This is a genomic window from Pelosinus sp. sgz500959 (genome assembly GCF_042610375.1).
GTDB lineage: Bacteria > Bacillota > Negativicutes > DSM-13327 > DSM-13327 > CTSoil-075.
Genome location: NZ_JBGJZL010000004.1, coordinates 144,211 through 165,505 on the forward strand (window position 1 = coordinate 144,211; position 21,295 = coordinate 165,505).

Sequence of the window (21,295 nt, forward strand, 5' to 3'; positions counted from 1 at the left end):
ACGGATACATAGATAATAATCACTAGGAGGAGTACAGATGTTCAAAAACATGATTGCTAAGAATCGGAGTTATCGTAGATTTTATGAGGATGAAATCATTACTCAAGAAACTTTATTGTCTTTGGTTGATTATGCAAGACTTTCAGCTTCTGGAGGCAATAAACAGCCATTACGATATGTAATTTCTTGTGAAAAAGAACTCAATGCGACTATTTTTTCGACCTTAGCTTGGGCGGGTTATCTTACTGATTGGCCTGGACCAGTAGAAGGTGAAAGACCGACTGGGTATGTAATTATTTTGCAAGATAAAAATAATAAAATGGTCGGCGGCGTTGATCATGGAATTGCTGCACAAAGTATTGTATTAGGTGCTGTAGAAATAGGTCTAGGCGGTTGTATGATTGCAAGTGTTAAGCGTTCAGAGTTAGCAGAAGCTCTTGCGATTCCTGAACAATATGAAATATTATTAGTCATTGCTCTTGGAAAACCTAAAGAAGTAGTCGTAGTTGAAGATATTAATGTAGGTGAGGATGTTAAATATTGGCGTGATGAAAATCAAGTACATCATGTGCCCAAACTTAAATTGAAAGATATTGTTTTGCAACTTAAATAAAGAAGTCTGATCCTATTTTAAACGGTTATACATTTGGGCAAAAGAAAAGCACCAGAATATACTGGCGCTTTTCTTTATTTCTGATTGATGTGTTCTATAAATTCTATGGGCGAAGGTAAAGAAGGAACTAGCCACCAAGGGGTGTGAAGTTCTAGTTCTTCCACAGAATAGGTACCTGTAGCCACTGCAATAGTACGTGCACCAATGGCTTTTCCACAGTGGATATCATTAGGCGTGTCACCAATGACATATATTTCATCTAGGGACACAGAAGGAAAATGTTCTCTTACGATGGATAGGGCTTGGGTTGATATTTCAGTGCGATTAAAGCAATTACTACAAAAAGCACTTTTAGTAAAGTCAAAAAAATCAGCCAAACCATAATGAGTTAATTTTGTGTTGGCGCCAATTGCTGTATTACCTGTTAAGAGAAGAGAAACATAATCTTCTTGAGTGTGTAGATGGGCTAAGATATCTTTTACAGAAGGTGTTAAATGACCTTGGCGGAGTGCTAGATGGCGGGGCAAAACTTCCTCATAACGAGCAATAAGATGGCAGATTTCAGAAAGTACTGGTTCTCGTCCAGTGGCATGTTCAATGACTTGATGAGCAATATAATAGTCAGTCATACCAGCTGCCTTGATCGTGCTGAAATCAAAGGGAGTATGAAAAGTTTCTTGGATGACTTCTTCGAAAGCATAGAGACCAGCTTTGGCCGTTTTTAATAATGTGCCATCAATGTCCCAAAATAGAATGCGCATGATGTAGAACTCCTTTTATGTCATTTTTATATATAATTAACCTTTTTCAATAGAATTCCTGTTGAGAGTCATTCATCATTAGGAAATATATTTTCATCGTTGACGATTGTCATTAAGAATCTTTAATGCTATATATAAATATAATGGGAGTGAAATTATGAGTGATTGGAATTGGCAGTTATTAGTTGGCTGTTCACTAATGATCTTATCAGGCGTTCTTTATTATCTGCAAATTATTATTTTTGATAATGTACGTGATACCTTGTTTTATTTACTACAAGATTTAGCTTTTATGCCGGTGCAGATTTTATTAGTAACCTTATTAGTGAATCAATTATTAAGTATGCGGGAAAAACGTGTGATGCTCAAAAAAATGAATATGGTCATTGGTGTGTTTTTTAGTGAAATTGGAATTGATTTATTGAAAACTTGTTGTGATTTTGATCATCATAGTGATCAACTAAAAAAAAGTATGATGATAGATGCTGAGTGGAGTACACAAAAATTTCGACATGCATACCAAGTTCTTCAAAAACATGATTATAAAATTGATGGGCAAAAGGGAGATTTAACAAAGATACGAGACTATTTACTCAGTAAACGTCAATTCTTGTTAGGATTATTGGAAAACCCTAATCTGTTAGAACATGATTCTTTTACTGAATTATTATGGGCAGTCTTTCATTTGGCAGAAGAATTAGCCCATCGTGAGAGTGTAGAAGACTTGTCAATTTCTGATTATGGTCATATTGCAGGCGATATTGAACGAGTATATGGGTTAGTGATTTATGAATGGTTAGCTTATATGCAACATTTACAAAAGGACTATCCTTATTTATTTTCTTTGGCAATGAGGAAGAATCCCTTTAACGATCATCCTGAAACAATTGTGAAATAGAAGATTTTATATAAAAAATAGTAGCAAAAGTTATATAATGGAAAATATTTATAAATAGAAGGATTTGCTTAGTATGTAACGAATTTATAATACTAAGATATGAGATATGATAATATATTTACTTGAATTTAAAGTACTGCTAGTTTAGGGGGGGAGTGTCATGAATGAACATCATTGTTCAGAGTCAGTGATGGGAGACGTGAGTCAATATCAAAAGACTGATAAATTGCAAAAAGCCCTCTATCTGATTTCTGAAACTGCAAATTTAGCCCTTAATTTGGATGAACTTTATCCAGCGATTCACAAAATTATTGGCGAACTTATTCCAGCAGAAAATTTATTTTTTGCACTCTATAATGAAGTGACTGATACTGTTCATTTCCCCTATTATATTGATGAAATTGTGAAAAACCCTATTCAACGTCAGGGGAAGAGGGGATTAACAGAATATGTAATTAAAACAGGTCAACCTCTTCTTGTTTCACCAAGCGTTTATGCAGAACTATTGGAGCAAGATAAAGTTGAAAAGACTGGAGTTCCTGCTATTGACTGGATGGGTGTACCTCTTAAAACCGCTCAAGGTAAGGTGATTGGTGTTTTAGCAGTACAAACTTATGCTGAAGGTATTCGTTATGAGCAAATGGACAAGGAGATTCTTACTTTTGTTTCAACCCAGGTCGCAATGGTTGTTGAGCGAAAACGGGCAGAAGAAGCCTTGCGAGAACGTGAAGAACAGTATCGGGTTATTGTAGAGCAGAGTCATGATGGAATATATATATATAGTGAAGATAAGATTGTCTATGCAAATGATAAATTATGTGCATTACTGGGTGTTAAATCCCAAAATATTGATACAATTAACCTCTTAAACTATATACATTTTGAAGATAAAATACGGATTGAAAATTATATTGGACAGCAAACGAATAATGAAAAAATTCTTCCTGCCATCGAAGCTAGAATTATCAATACACAAAATCAACTTAAAGTGATTGAGCTAAATCTGACGAAAATTGTGTATAAAGGAAAAAGTGCTTTTATTGGGGTCGTTAGTGATATTACAGAACGAAAAGCTGCAGAAAAATTGCAAAATGCATTGTACTTAATTTCTGAAACAATACATTCATCTACTGATTTAGAAAAAATGTATATATCCTTGCAACGAATTATTGGTGAACTTATTAGGGCAGAAAATTTCTTTATTGCTATTTATGACGAAAATTCCGATACAGTTCATTTTCCTTATCATGTGGATGAAAAAGATGTGAATCCTGGGACGCGAGAAAATGGAAGAGGGCTTACAAATTATGTAATTAAAACAGGACAACCGTTGTGTGTTTCTCAGGCTGATCACGCACGTATGATTCGTGAAGGAAAAGTTGACAAGAGTGGTGCGATCTGCGTAAATTGGCTGGGAGTACCTCTTAAAACCGCTAAAAATGAAGTTTTTGGCGTTTTAGGTGTGAAAACTTATAAAGAAAGTATTCCTTATTCTCAAAAGGATAAAGATATTCTTAGTTTTGTTTCGAATCAAGTCGCTATGGTGATTCGGCGTAAGCAGGATGAGATACGTCTACAATATTTAAGTTTTCGTGACTCTCTTTCAGGGTTATATAATCGTAGGTATTTTGAAGAAGAAATGCGTCGGATGGATAAACGACGTGAAGGGTCAGTCGGCTTAATTATTTTAGATGTTGATGGCCTAAAATTAGTGAATGATATATTTGGCCATGATTGTGGTGACATACAACTGATTAATGTCGCCAAATTGTTGACTGGTTGTTTCCGTGAACGAGATGTCATCGCTAGGATTGGTGGTGATGAGTATGCCATACTGTTACATGATGCTGATATACCGACAGTGAAAGCTGTTTGTGAGCGCGTTCAAAAACGTATTTTAGTTGGAAATTTAGAGAATAATCCTCCACTTAGTTTATCCATTGGATTTGCTGTCAGTGATGACCCATCTACACCAATGCGTGAACTTTTTAAGCAGGCTGATAATAATATGTATCGAGAAAAACTTAGTCATGGACAAAATGCGCGTAGCGCTATCGTTCAGACGATGATGAAACTTTTAGAAGATCGAGATTTTATTACAGAAGGCCATGGTGACAGAGTGGAGAAAATTGTAGTAGATTTAGCCCAAAAATATGAATTATCCGAAGAAAAAATGGCTAATTTACGTCTTTTCGCTCAATTTCATGATGTTGGCAAAGTCGGAATTCTTAATAATATTTTGTTAAAACCAGGGGTATTAACAATGGAAGAAATGCAGGAGATGCGTGGCCATTCCGAGATTGGTCATCGAATAGCTCGATCATCTCCTGACCTTCTTCCGATTGCAGACTTCATTTTAAAACATCATGAATGGTGGGATGGTACAGGATACCCTTTGGGTCTAACGGGAACAGAAATTCCTCTTGAGTGTAGAATTTTGGCAATTGCTGATGCATATGATGCCATGACGAGTGACCGGCCTTATCGCAGGGCTATGAGTCATGAAACTGCAATTGAAGAGTTGAAGTCTTATGCTGGTGTACAGTTTGATCCGGAATTAATTGAGAAGTTTATAAAGTGAGAAAACTGGTATTGGCGTTTTACTACGTCAGTACCAGTTTTCTTATTAGCTGTGAAGCTCACGTTTAATAATGGTATCTAAGATTTGAGCTGCTTTTAAAATTACATTTTTACATTTTAGCTCTTCTGTGCGATAGTTAGCTTTAAGTGGACCGCAATCAAGAGAGCCCATTTCTTGCTTGTAAGTATTTAATAATTCCTGCGTGAGATCCTTAATTTTTGAACTTTCATGAGCATTCTTTTTGACGAATAACAATCCGAGGACCATAATCGATGCTGTTAAGGTTCCGCAAATACTTTCAATAGCCATTCCACCACCAAAACCTGCAGAAATTTTTAAAACTTCTTGATCCAAATTTAGATGATAAGCTTGGTTGGCCCCATATAATATTTTTTCCGCACAGTTAAGATCTTCTTTTTCTCCATAACCTTCCATTATTAAGGTACTTAGCATTTATTTATCATCTCCATGGTATAGCCTACTACAAAAAGTGATTGCTTTGTAGTAGGTTTTATTCTTCATATTCAGTACATTCGACTCGTCTTAAAGTTTTACCTACCTGTAACAAATAAAAAATCCTACATTCAAACAATCAGTGCATGAAAGCAGGAATCGTGGAAATAATATTGAATCTGCTGATATGAGGTGGTTTTTTGTTTAAAAAAGTAAGAAGAGTTCCATTACAATATAAAGTAATGGCATTAACAATAGGGATGGTATGTTTGGTATTAACACTCGCTGGTGCAATGGTGATTTATGACATACACCAACGGCTTGAAGATGATATTAGTCAACGAGCGTTGAATATTGGTCGAATTATTGCTGAGGTACCAATGATACAAAGGGCGATTCTTTCAGATAATCCTTCCGCCCAAATACAACCAATTGCGGAAGCGTGGCGCATTTCAACAGGGGCTGCTTTTATTGTCGTTTCGAATATGGATCAAATTCGTCTATCACATCCGATTGTTGAAAATATAGGTAAACCTCTTAGTGATTTGTATCGTGCTCCAGTTCTAAAAGGCCAGGAATATCTTTATGTTGCCAAAGGTAGCCTAGATCCATCAATAAGAGCCAATGTGCCTATATTTGAATTAAATGGAAGTCGGCAAATCGGTTTTGTATCTGTGGGATTCTATTTAAATGATGTTTATATAAAATTAATAGCACGTGCTAAAAATGTTTTATATGCGTTAGCGATTGCATTAATACTTAGTATAATTGGCTCAGTGCTTGTAGCAAGAAATGTTAAAAAGGCTATTTACGGATTGGAACCTTATGAAATTGCAACTATACTTAGGGAGAAAGAGGTTACCTTAGATTCAATTCGTGAAGGGGTTATTGCAGTTGATTTAGATCAGCAAATTCGTTTGATTAATAATGAAGCCAAGGCAATTATGGGGCAAAAATCAGCAGACGCTTATGGACAATCGATTGATAAATTTTTAAAACAACTGGATTTGGCTGAGGTTATCCGTAATGGCGTTGGTATTTATGATACAGAGCAAAGGATTAATAATATTATTGTTCTCGCCAATATTACCCCTATTATTGTTGAAGGCGATGTGGTAGGGGCTGTCATTACCTTTCGTGACCGTACGGAAATTTCGCGGTTGGCAGAAGAAATGACTGGGGTTCATCGATTTGTCGATATTATGCGGGCGCAAGCCCATGAATTCAAAAATAAGCTTCATGTCATTGCTGGTTTAATTCAGTTGGGTTCTTATGACGAAGCTGTAGACTTAATTGTTGAAGGTTATGCAAATAAGCAAGATGAATTTGAAAAATTGCGCTGCACAGTAAAAGATTCGGTGACATTTGGTCTATTAGTAGGTAAAATGAGTCGTGCTAAGGAACTTGGAATTGACTTTGTTATTGCAACTGAAACCGTATTGACATCTTTGCCCGGTCAACTCACGAGTGGAGATATGGTGATTATCTTAGGAAATTTAATTGAAAATGCTCTTGAAGCCGTGGCTAAAAGTCCTGTGAAATTGGTTACTGTCAGTATTACTGAAGATACGAGTCAAATAAAAATCATTGTAAAAAATTCAGGAGCCTGGATTGACGATGAAATTGGTGAACGGATCTATCAAAGAGGATTTTCCAGTAAAGGGGCGAACAGAGGATATGGATTAGCCTTAGTCGCAGAAAAAGTTTATATTAATAATGGAGAAATTTCTCATTATAACCTGCCAGAAGGCGGTGTTGTTTTCGAAGTGTTAATTTCTCAGAATAATAGAGGTGATCGATATGAGTAAAATCAAAGTACTAATTGTTGAAGATGATCCCATGGTTGCTGATATTAATAAACGATTTACTGAGGCGATAGCAGGATTCTCAGTTCTTGGTATCGCAACAAATGGTAATCATGCATTAAAAATGTTGAACGAACTACGTCCTGACTTGATTATACTTGATATTTATATGCCGGAAATTAATGGTGTTGAGGTATTAGCATTGTTGCGTAAACAAGAAATACCTGTGGATATCATTTTGGTTACGGCCGCAAATGATAGTGAAGTGATTGGGCGGATTATGCGTTATGGTATCATTGATTATATTATTAAGCCATTTAAATTTGAACGTTATCGTAGTACTTTAGAGAACTATCGTGATTTTAAAAATAAGTTATTACAAAATGATAACTTCACTCAAGTAGAGCTCGATGCTCTTTTATTAACTAAAATGGCAAGAGATGATAAAAAAATACCTAAAAATTTACATATCCAAACGTTAAATTCAATTATGGATTTATTAAGGAGTACGGATACAAGCCAATCTGCAGATGATATAGCTGTTGAGATGGGGATTTCGAGGGTCACGGTCCGCCGTTATCTCGAATATCTAGTTGCCGAAGATAAACTAGAGATGGTATTGGAATATTTGCCAGTTGGCAGGCCGACCCATCGCTTTAAACTGAAGTGATTCTTAGCTGATAAAATCAAATGAGAAGGAGGATTCACTATGAAAAAAATGCCTGTTTTATTTCTAGGACATGGTTCGCCTATGAATATTGTCTTAGAAAATGCATTTACTAACAGTTTAGTAAAACTCGGAAAGACACTTCCTCTACCAAAGGCTATTTTAGTGGTTTCGGCCCATTGGCAAACTAAAGGAACTTATATTACGACTGGAAGAGTGCCAGAGATCATCTATGATTTTTATGGATTTCCTCAAGAATTATATGATGTTACTTATCCATGCCCTGGAGTATTGGATCAGATTGAAAAATATTCAGATGTATTTAAAAATGCTGCTATTGAATATGATGATCAACGTGGGATTGATCATGCTGGTTGGGCAGTACTAAAACATATGTATCCTAATGGAGATATACCTGTTATGGAATTGAGCCTTGATTATAAAAAAACACCACAAGAACATTATGAATTAGGTCGGAAGTTGGCCCCACTACGTGAGCAGGGAGTTCTTATTATTGGCAGTGGTAATATTGTTCATAATTTAAGAATGGTTGACTGGAATTTAGATGCTAAACCTTATGAGTGGGCAGTTAAATTTGATGATATTGTAAAAAAATATATTATTGAACAAAATCATGAGAAATTAATTGCATATAAAAACCTAGGCCAGGATGGAGTGCTATCCATACCAACAAATGAACATTATTTGCCCATGTTATATAGCTTAGGGCTACAAGAAGAGAATGAAAAGATCATCTTTTCTTATGAAGGTTTTCAAAATGCTTCGATTTCCATGCGTGGTTTCTTGATTAGTGAATAGATAATTTGTATAAAGTCGTCATAAAGCATGCAAGTTAGGATTATTTTTCTGCTTGCATTGTTTCTTATTATAATAATACAAAAACTCTGACATTATTTTTTAAAAATAATATTTTGAGCAGGAGTTTTAGATTTCATAGCGAAAACATAATTTATAAAAGTTTTTGGTATCCCGTATCCTAAAATAAATTTTATGATATCTGGAGAAAATTTGTTTCCCTAAATTTATGGTGAAAAAATAATTGATATAAGGATGGTGATTTTAATGGCTTGTATTACAAAAGTAGGGATGGCAGGAACAGTTGAATCAAATGATGTAATGATCATGATTTCTCCTGCACCAGTGAACTCAGGTATTACTCTTAATTTGCAAAGTCCAGTAAAAAAACAATATGGTAAAAAAATTGAAGCAGCCGTACTTGAAGTTTTAACACGACGTGAACTTCAAGATGTCATTGTGGATATTAATGATCGGGGTGCACTTGACTGCACCATTTATGCACGAGTCGATACAGCAATTGATAGGGCTATGGCCTAAAGAAGGGAGGAATACAGATGAAATTGCGTAGAAGTATGATGTTTATGCCAGGCAATAATCCAGGAATGTTACAGGCAGCAGGAATCTATGGTTCAGATACTGTCATTTTTGATTTAGAGGATTCTGTTTCTATTGGAGAAAAGGATGCCGCTCGTCATTTGGTAGCAAATGCGATTAAGTATATTTCTCGTCCATGTGAAGTCGCCGTTCGTCCCAATCACTTGAGTACTCCTTATGGATTGGCTGATTTGAAAGCTATTTTACCATCCAAGCCTGATTTAATTCGTTTACCAAAAGTAGAAACGGCAGACGAAATTAAAAGAGTGGATGAACTGATTAGTGAAGCGGAAGTGAAAAATAATTTCCCCACAGGATCCATTCGAATGATGGGTGCGATTGAAACTGCAAAAGGTTTGATGAAGGCCTATGATATTGCAACAGCAAGTCCGCGAATGGTTGCTCTTGCCATTGGTGGCGAAGATTTTATTGCAGATTTAAAAACGTCTCGTACTAAAAGTGGCCGTGAACTTTTTGTTGCGAGAGGTCAATTGATTTTAGCAGCGCGAGCGGCTGGTATTCAGGCCATTGATACTGTATTTTCCGATGTCAATGATGATGAAGGGCTTTATAATGAAACACTCATGATTAAAGAAATGGGCTTTGATGGTAAGTCAATTGTTAATCCACGACAAATGCGCATTGTTCATGAAATATTTACTCCGACAGCAAAAGAAATCGATTATGCAGAGCGTGTACTTGTTGCGTATCAAGATGCCTTAGCTCGTAATCTTGGCGTTGTAGCACTCAATGGAAAAATGATTGATACTCCAATTGTGGATCGGGCAGAACGTGTTCTTGCTTATGCGGCTGCAGTAAATGGCAATAGAGGAGGAAACAATCATGAGTAATGAGGTAGTTATCAATTATTCAGGAGCTTTTGCTAAGAGTCCGACGGGCAGGATCGTTGGTCCAAAAATTTCTATGGCGAAACCACATTCTAATAAAGTTCTTTCATCATTAGAGCAAGCCATTGATGCCGCTCAGTTACAAGATGGTATGACCATTTCTTTTCATCATCATTTCCGTAATGGTGATTATTTGCTTAATTTAGTTGTCGATGCCATTGCTCGTAAAGGAATTAAAGGCATTACATTAGCAACAAGTTCCTTGGCAGCGATTCATGAAGCTATTATTCCACATCTAGAATCTGGAGTTATTACTGCCATTCAAACCAGTGGTGTTCGTGGTAAATTAGGAGAATATTTGACTTCAGGTAAATTGAAACAACCAGTACTCATTCGCTCCCATGGCGGCAGAGCACGGGCGATTGAATCTGGTGAACTTAAAATAGATGTTGCTTTTATTGGTGCGCCTACTTGTGATAAAAATGGTAATATGAATGGTCGTGATGGTAAATCAGCTTGCGGAGCACTAGGATATGCGACCATTGATGCTGCTTATGCTGATAAAGTAGTGGCCGTTACAGATAATTTAATCGAGGGTCATGTTTTCCCAATCAGTATTCCACAGACACAAGTTGACTATATTGTTGTCGTTGATAGTATTGGTGATTCCAGTAAGATTGCATCAGGAGCACTACGGATTACAAAAGATCCTTTACAATTATTATTAGCAGAGTTTGCTGCCAATGTGATTGAGCATTCTGGATACTTTAAGAATGATTTCTCTTTGCAATTAGGAAGTGGTGGCGCATCTCTTGCTGTCGCTCGTTTTATTAAAGAAAAGATGCTGAAAGATGGTATCGTTGGCAGTTTTGGTACAGGCGGTATTACTGGTGTATTTGTTGATATGTTAGAGCAAGGTTTATTTAAAGTTTTGTATGATGTACAAAGTTTTGATATTCCTTCGATTGAATCCATCAAAAAGAATCCAAATCATATTGAAATGTCAGCATCTTTTTATGCCAATCCTCATAATAAAGGGGCTATTGTGAATAATCTAGATGTTGTTGTATTGAGTGCAACGGAAGTGGATTTGAACTTTAATGTTAATGTTATTACGGATTCAAATGGAATCATCATGGGAGCGTCAGGTGGACATTCCGATACTGCAGCAGGAGCTAATTTAGCAGTGGTTATTGTACCTTTATTGCGTAATCGCCTGCCTATGATTCGAGATCGGGTGCATACCATTGTTACACCTGGAGAAACAGTAGATGTTATTGTCACTGAATATGGTATAGCGGTTAATCCATTACGCCAAGATGTATTAGCAAATCTGAAAGGTAAAGGCTTGCTCCTCAAGACAATTGAAGAATTGCAGGAAATTGCCTACAATTTAGCTGGTAAGCCTGAAGATATTCCAGTGAGTGATGAGATAGTTGGAATTGTCGAATATCGCGATGGTACTATCTTGGATGTCATTCGTAAACCACTATAATTCCTTAAAAGGCCGTGAAATCTTTGTTGAGAAGATTTCACGGCCTTTTAGATTATTCATTCAAAGGGACAGCGGTTCTATTAAGTACTACTGTGAGAATAAAATAGTTATAAAGCGTACGGCTAACTATAATTTCGAAAGCTTGGTCAAGAAGAAATGCTCATGTTTTTATATTAGTGAGGTGATAGAATTTTTATAAATTAAATAAATAATATTGTTAGTTTAAAAAATAGAAATTTGCAGGATTTTCTTTATTTTTTTATGAATGTAATGCTTTAGATATTTTCTTATTAGGGGAAAAAGCTTAAGGAGGGTTAATGAATGATTTGGATTGGTATTTTAATTGTAGCTTTAACATTCTTCGCTATCATTAAACGTTATGAAACTCGGTTGGTCTTATTTGTAGCAGGTGTGGCAATGGCTTTAGTCGTAGGTAAACCTTTAGTAACCATAGATGCTTTTGCCAAAGCAATGGTTAATGAAGGGCTTGTAACGACGATCTGTACAGTGATGGGTTTTTCGTATGTAATGAAATTGACTGGTTGCGATAGCCATCTAGTAAACTTATTAACGAGCTTGCTACGGAGGGCGCAATTTATCCTGATACCAGGTGCAGTCATTATCACATGGGTGATTAATATTGCTTTACCTAGTACGGCAGGATGTGCGGCTGCTGTTGGTGCTGTATTAATACCTACGTTGATTGGAACGGGTGTACATCCGGCTATGGCTGCTGCTTGTGTTATGTCTGGCACAATTGGAAGTGTTATGAGTCCAGGTCTTGCTCATAATCCATTTGTTGCCAAATTAGCCAATGTTGATGTGATGACGGTAATCGCTGGTCATACTGTGGCTGCTCTAGTTTCACTTGCCGTTGCGGCAACGATGTTGACGATTGTTTCTTATTTGCGAAAAGAGGGGGCTAGCGTTGAACGCTCTGCTCAAATTTCTGGTCATGAGGAAAAATTTAAGGTTAATTTTATAAAAGCACTAATTCCGATCATTCCCCTTGTATTATTAGTGTTAGGTAGTAAAATGGTTGGTCTTATTCCTACGGTTACAGTTCCGCAAGCTATGATTATAGGTGTCATACTAGGATTTGTTGTAACCTTAGGAAAGGCACAAGAAATATCCAAGAGTTTCTTTAAGGGAATGGGTGATTCCTATGGAGAAATAATGGGTATTATTATTGCAGCCGCTGTATTTACTCAAGGGATGGATACCATTGGACTGACTGGTGCATTGATTGAAAAAATGAAAGAATCACAGGATATTGCTCGATATGCAGCATCCTTCGGTCCGTTTTTTCTGGCAGTTTTGAGTGGTTCAGGTGATGCTGCCGCTCTCGCTTTCAATGGTGCAGTGACTCCACATGCTGCGCAATTTGGTTTTACAATCACAGATATGGGGTCTCTTGCTACGATGTCTGGTGGTTTAGGGCGTACAATGTCTCCCGTAGCGGGCGGCGCTATCGTCTGTGCTACAATAGCTGGTGTAAATCCTATGGAGATTGCTAAACGCACTGCTCCAGGAATGGTGGTTGCTATTATAGCTGTTCTGATTGTTCTTTCCTTTAAGTAAATCGGATGAGTGGATTTTAAATGATCAAAAGACCGTGAAATTTTTAAGATTTCACGGTCTTTTGATCAAGTATATTTTTTCTGCTTATATAAAGAGGTTGTGGTAAATAATTTGATAACCTTTATAAAGGTTTAAGCGCTTCTTCCGTATGTTGCATTTTTTTGAGCAGTGATTGGCGTGCAGAGGATAGATGACTTGAGATTAATTGTTCGGCTGTTTCGTTATCATTCGCAATGATTGCTTGTAGAATTTCTTTATGTTCACTAATTGCTTGGGTGCGCCGCGTAGGATTAGAGAGACTCATAGTGCGAAAACGGCCCAGATAATCTTTTAATTGAGAAATGATAGCGGAAAGGCGAGGCATATTACTCACGTTGATCAAAATGTCATGGAAAGTTTGGAAGGCATCAAGTACTGCTGCTGTATCATCATTGTGAGCAGCAGAAGTCATATTGTCGACTGTTTCCTGTAATTTAATAATGGCTTCCGGCGTCATATTGTCGATTGCGGTTTTTACAATGAGGGGTTCTAAGGCTTGGCGAATTGCGAAAATTTCTAGCATATCATGTAAGGCGATGCCTTTTACGATATCACCTTTACGAGGAATATTTTCTACAAGTCCTTCAATTTCAAGTTTACGTAATGCTTCTCTAACGGGAGTTCGACTAATGTTGAATTTTTCCGCATAATCTTTCTCAACAAGCCGCTCTCCAGGTTTGATTAGCCCATTAATAATGGCTGTTCGTAAATAGTCGTAAACAACATCTCTGATGGGTCTAACACTATCAAAATTTATATTATTAAACAAATCACTCATATAATCACCTTTACCAATTCTTAGAATAGAACACTTAACTTAATATAATTCTTTATCATTAGTATTTTTCCTGCTATGATAAAGAAAGATTATTTAAATTTGTTATACGGACTGTATCAAAGAAAGGTGAAAAGAAATGAAGCTAATTGCAATCGATTTAGATGGTACATTGTTAAATGAAAAACATCAAATCAGTGAAGAAAATAGTCGTGCGCTCAAGCGTGCTAAAGAACAAGGGATAGAAGTTGTGATTGCCACAGGAAGAGCTTATTTTGATGCTCGCTCTATTTGTGAGAAGGCAGGACTGAATCCCTATATTATTAGTTATACGGGCGCAGCCATTCATTCTAAAGAAGGTCAATCGATCTATTCTATGCCTATGGATAAGCAGGACGTTAGGACAATCGTCAGCTGGTTAGATGAAAATCGTTTTTATTATGAAGTATCGACTGATACTGGAATATATACACCGTCAGTGGGGAAAGAAATATTACAGCGTGAATTGGATGAACTGAAAGGAACTCCTAATGAGACTAAATTAGCTGGATTAGAGAGATTGATGAAGGCTATGTACGGGCAATTTGGGATGGTATTTTTCAATAAACATGAAGAGTTTATGAATCGCGAGGAAGGATTCTATAAAATTCTTGGATGTTCTTTTAATGAAACAAAACACCAAATTGGGGTCAAGCAATTTAGTGGAATGAAGCAGCTTGAAATGGTTTCTTCTGCTGAGAGCAATTTTGAATTACTCAATGAGCAGGCTTCAAAAGGGAATGCTCTAGAATTACTGGCAGCTCAACTGCATATTCCTTTTGATCAAGTCATGGCCATTGGTGATAGTCCTAATGATATTTCAATGCTCGCGAGTGTGAAACATAGTGTGGCGATGGGAAATGCTAAAGAGGAAATTAAAGCAATCTGTAAATTTGTGACGAATACCAATGTAAACGATGGTGTGGCTCATGCCATTTATCATTATGCCCTTGGAGCACAATAAAAAACACAATCTTAGATTTAGAGTCTAAGATTGTGTTTTTATCTATAGATCTTAAATTATTTTATGATCATGACTGGAATTGTTGAATATTGAGAAACTGTGGCACTGATGCTGCCTAAGAAAAATTCGCTAATAGCGCTTAAACCTCGGGAACCGATAACAATCAGATTATAGTTATCATCTTTTGCGAGGGAAAGTATTCGTTCTGCTGGATGTCCAAATTCTAAGAGGGTCTCAACTTTATCATAATCTTTAATTTCCGATTTTGCTAATTCAATAAGTTTATAACCTGTTTCTTCTACCTCTTCAATATTTACTGATAAAAAAGGTATTTCTCCATGAAGGGCGATACTTGGGAGGGTATAATGAGGTTGAACTACATGGATGACTGTAATGATACTATCAAATTTTTCACCTAATTTACAGGCGTATTCTAAGGCATGCCATGCTGCTTCTGAGCCATCAATCGGAACTAAAATTTTTTCTAACATGAGTAACACCTCCGTTTATAATTCATATTGAAAGTGATACTCTCATTGTAGCATAAAAACGAAAAAAATACAGAAAATTAAGATGAATTTTGATGGAGATTATTATTGAAGGCTCCCTTTAGAACTGATGAATAATTGTCCCTTAGAATCAATGACTGCATACATGACATTTGCTGCGCTTTTGATATTTCTGTCCGTTAACTGTTTGTCCAACCAGTCGTGGGTCAGACTTTTTTTCACTAAATTTTCCTCAACAATTTCTCCATCCATAATTAATTCAACAGGAAAAGTAGCGTAAGGGAGATGGATATTCATATCTCCTTTAGTTAAAGGCTGAAAATCGGGTTTGAGGATGACACTCAATTGTCCAGTTGGTTCGATCGTTGCATATTGCACTTCACTGATATCGAGGACCCCTTTTTCTCTTAGTTGAGAATTGAGTTCATCTAAATCATAGCGCAGACTCTTCATATTTTCTTTGAGAATACGTCCATTTTCAATGATTATACTGGGAGAACCTTCAATAATTTTGCGCAAGGGACGATTTTTGATTGTAACTAGTGACAGTAGATAAGTCAGTAGAAAAAAAAGAAAAAGATCAACGTAGTGACTCCAAAATTTATTAGGTTCAGCGGAAGCCAGACTGCCGGCAATTGAACCTATGGTGATACCACTAATGTATTCATGGAATGTTAATTGTCCAATCTGCGTTTTGTCGAGAATACGTGCAAAAATGAGTAAACTAATAAAGATCAGAATGGTTTGCCAAATATCACGGAGTAAGTCATTAATTTCCATAGATACACATCCTTTATTGACTTTTATGATATAATATCGAGAGATTAGAGTGATTTTATTGCTTACTATAATGGGTTTTAAATTATCATAGATCTTCTTTTGTTCATGGAGTTATTGTAATAGGATTGGCTTCTAGCATACCCAATTTGGAATCGAAATATAATGGTAATTAGGAAGATTTATGGAAGCCATTCTTTAGATATTATTAGCTCTTTGGGGGAGCGTGCTTTTACGTTCAGCCATTATTAATAAGTAAAATAATAAAGGAGTTGTTTTTATGCCGCATATTATGATCAAAGGAATGAGTGTTGCTGATGTACAAAAAATAAGCAAACCAATGATTGATGAACTTGAGATCATTATTGACTGCCCAAGAGAATATTTTACACTTGAAGTTGTAGAGAGTGCTTTTATTGTCGATGGGGAGAAAGTTTCGAAAGATCCTTTTGTTCAAATTAATTGGTTTGACAGAGGGCAAGAGGTACAAGATAAAACGGCAGCAGCCATCACGGAGCATATTGGTACTGTAGGTTATGAAAATGTTGAACTGTTTTTTATTGTGCTCGAGCGGGATCGATACTATGAAAATGGAAAACATTTATAGTGAAATACGACTGTGCTTGTGTCAAGCTCTCAGATGGAGTCAAAAGTCTTAGTTATTTTTAGTTAGAATCATTGCATGATCGACTTTTTAAAGCTGTATACAAACAGGTCTGTTCCTCGAAAAAGGGGCAGGCCTATTTGGTGTTTTTTATTGATGATGGTTTAATCTTACTTGTGCAGATACGTAATGGTCTTATTATTTTCTCTGGAAATGAAGTGATTATAATGATACAATCATCAAATATATTAATCGTTGCGAAATTATAAATAAATGAAAAACTTTTGAAGGTGATATTTTGAGATTGATAGTAACTGATATGGATGGAACGTTGCTTAATTCTAAACGAGAAATAAGTGCAGAGAATGTGGCTGCCTTGCTAGCAGCTCAAGATAAAGGTGTAGAAATTGCCATTGCTACAGGGCGCAATTATGGTAATGCCTTGGCTTTATGTGAAGGTGTAGGACTAAGGCCTCATATTATTTCTAACCATGGCGCATTTGTGTATACCAAAGATGGGGAAAAGATTCTAGGAGTAGGTGTGGATAAAAAAGATATACGATACGCTTTAACTTGGTTATGTAAGAATAATTATTTTTATACGATCTCCACAGATACTCATTCTTTTATCCCCCTTGGCTCGGAGACTATTCTTAGTAATGAATTTAAAACGGCAAAGAATCTTATTCCTCAGGTAACAGAGGAGAGGGCTCAACATGCGATTAAATATCTTTGCCAGCCAAGGGCGGGTGGGACACGAGTTACTGGGATGGAGGATATTCTTGGGCGAGATTTGACCTTCGGCAGTATTGTATCCATTACTTTTGATCAGGATAAATTGGAAGCTGGAAGAGAATATTTTAAAAACTATCAGGGACTTTCCATGACTGTCGCGGGTAATGACATTTTTGAAATGATTCATACTTCTGTCTCCAAAGGGAATGCTTTGGAAGATTTGACTCGCTATTTGGATATTCCCATGTCAGACGTAATGGCGATTGGTGATAACTATAATGATATTTCTATGTTAAAGAAAGTTGGTATTAGTGTTGCCATTGGTAATGCAGAGGAAGACGTAAAAGAAATCTGTAAGTATGTATCCATTTCCAATGATCTTAATGGTGTCGCTTATATCATTAATCAAATGCTAAACTCTTAACAGAATGATGGATAAGAATCTGATCAATGTAGCGAAAAGCTCAAGCAAAAAAGTAATGCTTGAGCTTTTCTTATTGTATTTTTGGACTACTTTCCCTTACTATTATCATTCTCTATAAGCGTTTATATAGCTTTTTATATCAAATTTTCTTTTCATGCCATTATAGTTCATATAGCGGATTTTGCCGAAAACTTTGCGTTCTCCCCAAGCACGGTCGTGAACTCCGCCGATACTCCAAGCGATTCCTGCATAACCGTTAGGGTCACGGCCATCGAGTTGATATTTGTCATTGAGATAAATAGCAAATTTCATGGCTTGCTGGGGAGTTTCAGACCATTCAAGAATTTTTTTTGCCCAATACATACGGACATAACCATGCATTTTTCCTGTAGTTATCATTTGTCGTTGAGCGGCATTCCATAGCTCGTCATGGGTATGGGCTTGCTCAAAGTCATGTAATGAGTAGTAATACTCGCGAAGGTCATCAAAATGCTCAGCAAGAGTTTTGTGTGCCCAAGGATGAAATGCATCAATATTATCATAATGAGGATTGTAATAGCAAAAGTTATCAGCTAACTCTCGTCTGACAATGAGTTCTTCAAGAAAAGATTCAGTGGCAGGCGTTATTTTTTGTCCGCGCAAAATGGATAAGGCAACTCGCTGGGGCGATAGTTGTCCAAAGTGTAAATAAGGGGAAAGATTTGACTGCATATCTTTGGTCGGATCATTGCTTTGTGTATCGTAGTAAGGTAGTTTTTTTTCGATAAATGAATTAAGTAAGAGTTGTGCAGCTTGACTGCCTGGTGTTAACCAGTTTATTTCCTTAATACTGTGATTAATCTGTAGAGAAGGAAATAATAGCTCAAGGTCTGGAAGGGGGGCAGAGATAATTCCAGAAATAGGGTGATGGGTGATCTGGGGTATATCTTCTAAAAATTGGGGTAGAAGTTTATTGATCTTAGGGCGAAGAGTATAAGCTGCATATTCTAATTTTTGAGAAGCAATCCAGCACGGAACAATATTGTGAGCATCGACCTCATGGCAAGGAATCTGGATCGTCGCAAGAATTTCATCTTTCCAATGTCTTTTTATTTTCAGCGGATCAAAATCTGTGACGAGTAGGCTGGCCTTATGTTGCGCCAGCCATGGGGGTAGAGTTTGATGGGGGGCTCCTTGTAGTAGGTAGCAAGGAATATTTTTGTTTGTAAGTACTTTAAAAGTTTCGATAAGACCGCGCAGCATAAATCCGTATTGGCGTATGCTGGCTTCGAGAAAAGTGGGGACTAGGCAGAAGACAACTAATAGTTGCTCTTGACGTTCTATGGCGAGTTTTTGAGCATAAAGCAGTGCCCAGTTGTCTTGGGCACGTTGATCACGACTCATCCAATAGACGATAGGGCCCTTAGTCGTCAGAGTGGAATCGTTGAGTATACGTATACGTTGTTGATTCATACTTCCTCCCCAAATATTTTTTTAGACCTTTGTTACTATTATACACTCAAAATGAATCTTGCACATTCAGATAGGCTTTGATAGTATTGAATTATTCGGAAAATAATTCATAACTATATGTATAAATTTAATAAATGAGGGGGACTTACTATGTATGATATTTGTATTATTGGAGCGGGCGTTGTCGGTGCCAATATTGCGAGAGAACTGGCAAAGTATAAAGTAAAAGTATGTCTGATTGAAAAAGATGAAGATGTTAGTTGTGGTGCTTCAAAAGCTAATAGCGGAATTGTACATGGTGGATATTCGGACAAACCTGGTAGCTTAAAAGCAAAGCTTTGTGTTCAAGGTAATCGAATGTATGAGCAACTCAATCAAGAATTAAATTTTGGCTATCGTGAAACAGGATCATTAGTATTAGCTTTTCGGGATGAAGATATGATCACTCTCCAAAAACTCTACCAATATGGCATTGAAAATGGAGTTGGAGGTCTTAAAATCATCGATGGTGATGAAGCAAGAAAAATGGAACCTTATTTAAGTAAAGAAGTAAAATCAGCTCTCTATTGCGCCAATGCGGGTGTAACTTCACCTTATGAATTTGTCATTGCCTTAACTGAAAATGCCATAACCAATGGAGTTGAGTTAAAACTCAATACGACAGTGACTGGGATCGAGAAAATAGATGATTACTTTAAATTAACTACCAATAAAGAAGAGATACAGGGACGTTGCGTGATTAATGCAGCAGGTATTTATAGTGATAAAGTAGCCAGTATGGTAGGGATTGATGATTTTCATATTACTCCTCGCCGTGGTCAGTATATCCTCTTAGATAAAGAAGAAAATTATTTGGCAAATACCGTTATTTTTCAAGTACCTACAGAGCTAGGTAAAGGAATTTTGGTGACCACAACTTATCATGGTAATTTAATGATTGGGCCGAATGCGGAGGATATTGGTGACAAAGAAGATGTAGGTACGACTGCAGAAGCCTTAGAACAAATTGTGAATGCAGCCAGAAAATCTGTGCCTGATTTTAATATGAAAAAAGCCATTACTTCATTTTCAGGTAATCGTCCTTTTGCTAATCAAAAAGATTGGTTAATCGAAGAAAGTCGAGTACCAGGATTTATTAATTTGGTGGGGATTGACTCACCAGGCTTGACTTCTTCGCCGGCCATCGCTTTGAAGGTAGTAGAAATACTAAAAGAAACTGGCATTACCTTCATAGCAAATCCTGATTTTGAGTCTTATCGCCATCCTATTATTAAGCCTAAAGATGAAAATTTTAAAGGAGATATTAATGGAACTACTCCTGAAGAAAAAATGATCTGTCGGTGTGAACAAGTAACCGAAGCTGAAATTATTGATGCGCTACATCGGGGGATACATGTTCAATCAATTGATGGCATTAAAAGACGGACGAGAGCGGGTATGGGGCGATGCCAAGGTGGTTTTTGTCGTCGAAGAGTACAAGATGTCATTGCACGAGAGCTAAATATTCCCATTAAAGAAGTCACTTTAAGAGGAAAAGATTCACTTGGATTACCACAACGTACTGAACGAAAAGAATACATAAAATTGTAGGAAAAAGTTATTAAATTAACTTATTACTATAAAGCAGGAATTATAGATATGAATAGCTAATTTCTTGTATGATTCGGATCGAAAGGGGGTAAAATACAAAAATTATCGTCACTAAAAATCATTTACTATCAAATTAGGTTCGTCAAAAATAAAGTGAGCTATTAAATTCCTAAAAAAAAGTAGAATTAAAAAGTTGTCAGAAGATTGTGCAAAAATTGACAAAATTTCCTAAAAAAATTTTAAAAATATGTAGGAATATCATTCTTTTTGTC

At 36.5% G+C, this 21,295-nt stretch carries 20 protein-coding genes; 14 read left to right on the forward strand and 6 right to left on the reverse strand.

Going from position 1 to position 21,295, the window contains the following annotated elements:
- Positions 1–37 precede the first annotated feature (37 nt).
- Positions 38–613: a nitroreductase family protein gene (locus tag ACAN52_RS07720; RefSeq protein WP_378954018.1), complete on the forward strand. Its 576-nt coding sequence runs from the start codon at positions 38–40 to the stop codon at positions 611–613.
- Positions 614–687: 74 nt separating this feature from the next.
- Here ACAN52_RS07720 and ACAN52_RS07725 read toward each other — a convergent pair whose 3' ends face one another.
- Positions 688–1,374: an HAD family hydrolase gene (locus ACAN52_RS07725; RefSeq protein ID WP_378954020.1), complete on the reverse strand. Its 687-nt coding sequence runs from the start codon at positions 1,372–1,374 to the stop codon at positions 688–690.
- Between the two features lie 157 nt (positions 1,375–1,531).
- On the opposite strand from ACAN52_RS07725, the gene ACAN52_RS07730 reads away from it, so the two are divergent.
- Positions 1,532–2,272, forward strand: coding sequence for a hypothetical protein (locus tag ACAN52_RS07730; protein ID WP_378954021.1), 741 nt, complete (start codon positions 1,532–1,534; stop codon positions 2,270–2,272).
- Positions 2,273–2,432: 160 nt separating this feature from the next.
- Positions 2,433–4,853: an HD domain-containing phosphohydrolase gene (locus ACAN52_RS07735; protein ID WP_378954022.1), complete on the forward strand. Its 2,421-nt coding sequence runs from the start codon at positions 2,433–2,435 to the stop codon at positions 4,851–4,853.
- Positions 4,854–4,898: 45 nt separating this feature from the next.
- Here ACAN52_RS07735 and ACAN52_RS07740 read toward each other — a convergent pair whose 3' ends face one another.
- Positions 4,899–5,306, reverse strand: a complete 408-nt coding sequence (locus ACAN52_RS07740) for a C-GCAxxG-C-C family (seleno)protein (RefSeq protein WP_378954024.1) — start codon at positions 5,304–5,306, stop codon at positions 4,899–4,901.
- Between the two features lie 200 nt (positions 5,307–5,506).
- Between ACAN52_RS07740 and ACAN52_RS07745 the strand changes: the two genes are divergently transcribed.
- The 7 genes from ACAN52_RS07745 (at position 5,507) to dcuC (ending at position 13,115) form a co-directional block, all read left to right on the forward strand.
- A complete protein-coding gene (locus tag ACAN52_RS07745; RefSeq protein WP_378954025.1) occupies positions 5,507–7,114 on the forward strand; it encodes an ATP-binding protein in 1,608 nt (535 codons plus the stop codon).
- Positions 7,107–7,781 carry a response regulator gene (locus ACAN52_RS07750; protein WP_378954026.1) on the forward strand — a complete coding sequence of 225 codons (675 nt, stop codon included), beginning with the start codon at positions 7,107–7,109 and terminating at the stop codon, positions 7,779–7,781. The genes ACAN52_RS07745 and ACAN52_RS07750 overlap by 8 nt, the downstream gene beginning before the upstream one ends.
- A gap of 39 nt (positions 7,782–7,820) precedes the next feature.
- A complete protein-coding gene (ygiD, locus tag ACAN52_RS07755) occupies positions 7,821–8,597 on the forward strand; it encodes a 4,5-DOPA dioxygenase extradiol (protein ID WP_378954027.1) in 777 nt (258 codons plus the stop codon).
- Between the two features lie 264 nt (positions 8,598–8,861).
- Positions 8,862–9,134: a citrate lyase acyl carrier protein gene (gene citD / locus ACAN52_RS07760; protein ID WP_378954028.1), complete on the forward strand. Its 273-nt coding sequence runs from the start codon at positions 8,862–8,864 to the stop codon at positions 9,132–9,134.
- A gap of 17 nt (positions 9,135–9,151) precedes the next feature.
- On the forward strand, positions 9,152–10,042 hold the full coding sequence (locus tag ACAN52_RS07765; protein ID WP_378954029.1) for an aldolase/citrate lyase family protein: 891 nt from the start codon (positions 9,152–9,154) through the stop codon (positions 10,040–10,042).
- Positions 10,035–11,534, forward strand: coding sequence for a citrate lyase subunit alpha (gene citF / locus ACAN52_RS07770; protein WP_378954031.1), 1,500 nt, complete (start codon positions 10,035–10,037; stop codon positions 11,532–11,534). Before ACAN52_RS07765 ends, citF begins: the two co-directional genes overlap by 8 nt.
- Positions 11,535–11,855: 321 nt before the next feature.
- Positions 11,856–13,115, forward strand: coding sequence for a C4-dicarboxylate transporter DcuC (dcuC, locus tag ACAN52_RS07775; protein WP_378954033.1), 1,260 nt, complete (start codon positions 11,856–11,858; stop codon positions 13,113–13,115).
- A 121-nt stretch (positions 13,116–13,236) separates the two neighbouring features.
- Here the strand turns inward: dcuC and ACAN52_RS07780 are convergent, their stop codons facing one another.
- Positions 13,237–13,932 (reverse strand): GntR family transcriptional regulator, encoded by a 696-nt coding sequence (locus ACAN52_RS07780; protein ID WP_378954034.1) that lies wholly within the window; start codon positions 13,930–13,932, stop codon positions 13,237–13,239.
- A gap of 136 nt (positions 13,933–14,068) precedes the next feature.
- On the opposite strand from ACAN52_RS07780, the gene ACAN52_RS07785 reads away from it, so the two are divergent.
- Positions 14,069–14,932 (forward strand): Cof-type HAD-IIB family hydrolase, encoded by an 864-nt coding sequence (locus tag ACAN52_RS07785; RefSeq protein ID WP_378954035.1) that lies wholly within the window; start codon positions 14,069–14,071, stop codon positions 14,930–14,932.
- Positions 14,933–14,988: 56 nt separating this feature from the next.
- Here the strand turns inward: ACAN52_RS07785 and ACAN52_RS07790 are convergent, their stop codons facing one another.
- Positions 14,989–15,423: a universal stress protein gene (locus ACAN52_RS07790; RefSeq protein ID WP_378954036.1), complete on the reverse strand. Its 435-nt coding sequence runs from the start codon at positions 15,421–15,423 to the stop codon at positions 14,989–14,991.
- 102 nt (positions 15,424–15,525) lie between these two features.
- Positions 15,526–16,221, reverse strand: coding sequence for a YetF domain-containing protein (locus ACAN52_RS07795; RefSeq protein WP_378954037.1), 696 nt, complete (start codon positions 16,219–16,221; stop codon positions 15,526–15,528).
- A 277-nt stretch (positions 16,222–16,498) separates the two neighbouring features.
- Between ACAN52_RS07795 and ACAN52_RS07800 the strand changes: the two genes are divergently transcribed.
- Positions 16,499–16,825, forward strand: coding sequence for a DUF1904 family protein (locus tag ACAN52_RS07800; protein WP_378954038.1), 327 nt, complete (start codon positions 16,499–16,501; stop codon positions 16,823–16,825).
- Between the two features lie 295 nt (positions 16,826–17,120).
- The gene (locus ACAN52_RS07805; RefSeq protein WP_378954039.1) at positions 17,121–17,981 is read left to right on the forward strand and encodes a Cof-type HAD-IIB family hydrolase; all 861 of its coding nucleotides are present in this window, start codon (positions 17,121–17,123) and stop codon (positions 17,979–17,981) included.
- Positions 17,982–18,086: 105 nt separating this feature from the next.
- On the opposite strand, the gene ACAN52_RS07810 is transcribed toward ACAN52_RS07805, so the two are convergent.
- Positions 18,087–19,433, reverse strand: coding sequence for a deoxyribodipyrimidine photo-lyase (locus ACAN52_RS07810; RefSeq protein ID WP_378954040.1), 1,347 nt, complete (start codon positions 19,431–19,433; stop codon positions 18,087–18,089).
- A gap of 150 nt (positions 19,434–19,583) precedes the next feature.
- Here ACAN52_RS07810 and ACAN52_RS07815 point away from each other — a divergent pair, with 150 nt between their 5' ends.
- Positions 19,584–21,023 (forward strand): NAD(P)/FAD-dependent oxidoreductase, encoded by a 1,440-nt coding sequence (locus tag ACAN52_RS07815; RefSeq protein ID WP_378954041.1) that lies wholly within the window; start codon positions 19,584–19,586, stop codon positions 21,021–21,023.
- Positions 21,024–21,295: the final 272 nt, after the last annotated feature.

Excerpts from the sequence above, each read along its gene's own strand:
- ACAN52_RS07720 (WP_378954018.1), top strand. The coding sequence starts at position 38 with ATGTTCAAAAACATGATTGCTAAGAATCGGAGTTATCGTAGATTTTAT.
- ACAN52_RS07725 (WP_378954020.1), bottom strand. The coding sequence starts at position 1,374 with ATGCGCATTCTATTTTGGGACATTGATGGCACATTATTAAAAACGGCC.
- ACAN52_RS07730 (WP_378954021.1), top strand. The coding sequence starts at position 1,532 with ATGAGTGATTGGAATTGGCAGTTATTAGTTGGCTGTTCACTAATGATC.
- ACAN52_RS07735 (WP_378954022.1), top strand. The coding sequence starts at position 2,433 with ATGAATGAACATCATTGTTCAGAGTCAGTGATGGGAGACGTGAGTCAA.
- ACAN52_RS07740 (WP_378954024.1), bottom strand. The coding sequence starts at position 5,306 with ATGCTAAGTACCTTAATAATGGAAGGTTATGGAGAAAAAGAAGATCTT.
- ACAN52_RS07750 (WP_378954026.1), top strand. The coding sequence starts at position 7,107 with ATGAGTAAAATCAAAGTACTAATTGTTGAAGATGATCCCATGGTTGCT.
- ygiD (WP_378954027.1), top strand. The coding sequence starts at position 7,821 with ATGAAAAAAATGCCTGTTTTATTTCTAGGACATGGTTCGCCTATGAAT.
- citD (WP_378954028.1), top strand. The coding sequence starts at position 8,862 with ATGGCTTGTATTACAAAAGTAGGGATGGCAGGAACAGTTGAATCAAAT.
- ACAN52_RS07765 (WP_378954029.1), top strand. The coding sequence starts at position 9,152 with ATGAAATTGCGTAGAAGTATGATGTTTATGCCAGGCAATAATCCAGGA.
- citF (WP_378954031.1), top strand. The coding sequence starts at position 10,035 with ATGAGTAATGAGGTAGTTATCAATTATTCAGGAGCTTTTGCTAAGAGT.
- dcuC (WP_378954033.1), top strand. The coding sequence starts at position 11,856 with ATGATTTGGATTGGTATTTTAATTGTAGCTTTAACATTCTTCGCTATC.
- ACAN52_RS07780 (WP_378954034.1), bottom strand. The coding sequence starts at position 13,932 with ATGAGTGATTTGTTTAATAATATAAATTTTGATAGTGTTAGACCCATC.
- ACAN52_RS07785 (WP_378954035.1), top strand. The coding sequence starts at position 14,069 with ATGAAGCTAATTGCAATCGATTTAGATGGTACATTGTTAAATGAAAAA.
- ACAN52_RS07790 (WP_378954036.1), bottom strand. The coding sequence starts at position 15,423 with ATGTTAGAAAAAATTTTAGTTCCGATTGATGGCTCAGAAGCAGCATGG.
- ACAN52_RS07795 (WP_378954037.1), bottom strand. The coding sequence starts at position 16,221 with ATGGAAATTAATGACTTACTCCGTGATATTTGGCAAACCATTCTGATC.
- ACAN52_RS07800 (WP_378954038.1), top strand. The coding sequence starts at position 16,499 with ATGCCGCATATTATGATCAAAGGAATGAGTGTTGCTGATGTACAAAAA.
- ACAN52_RS07810 (WP_378954040.1), bottom strand. The coding sequence starts at position 19,433 with ATGAATCAACAACGTATACGTATACTCAACGATTCCACTCTGACGACT.
- ACAN52_RS07815 (WP_378954041.1), top strand. The coding sequence starts at position 19,584 with ATGTATGATATTTGTATTATTGGAGCGGGCGTTGTCGGTGCCAATATT.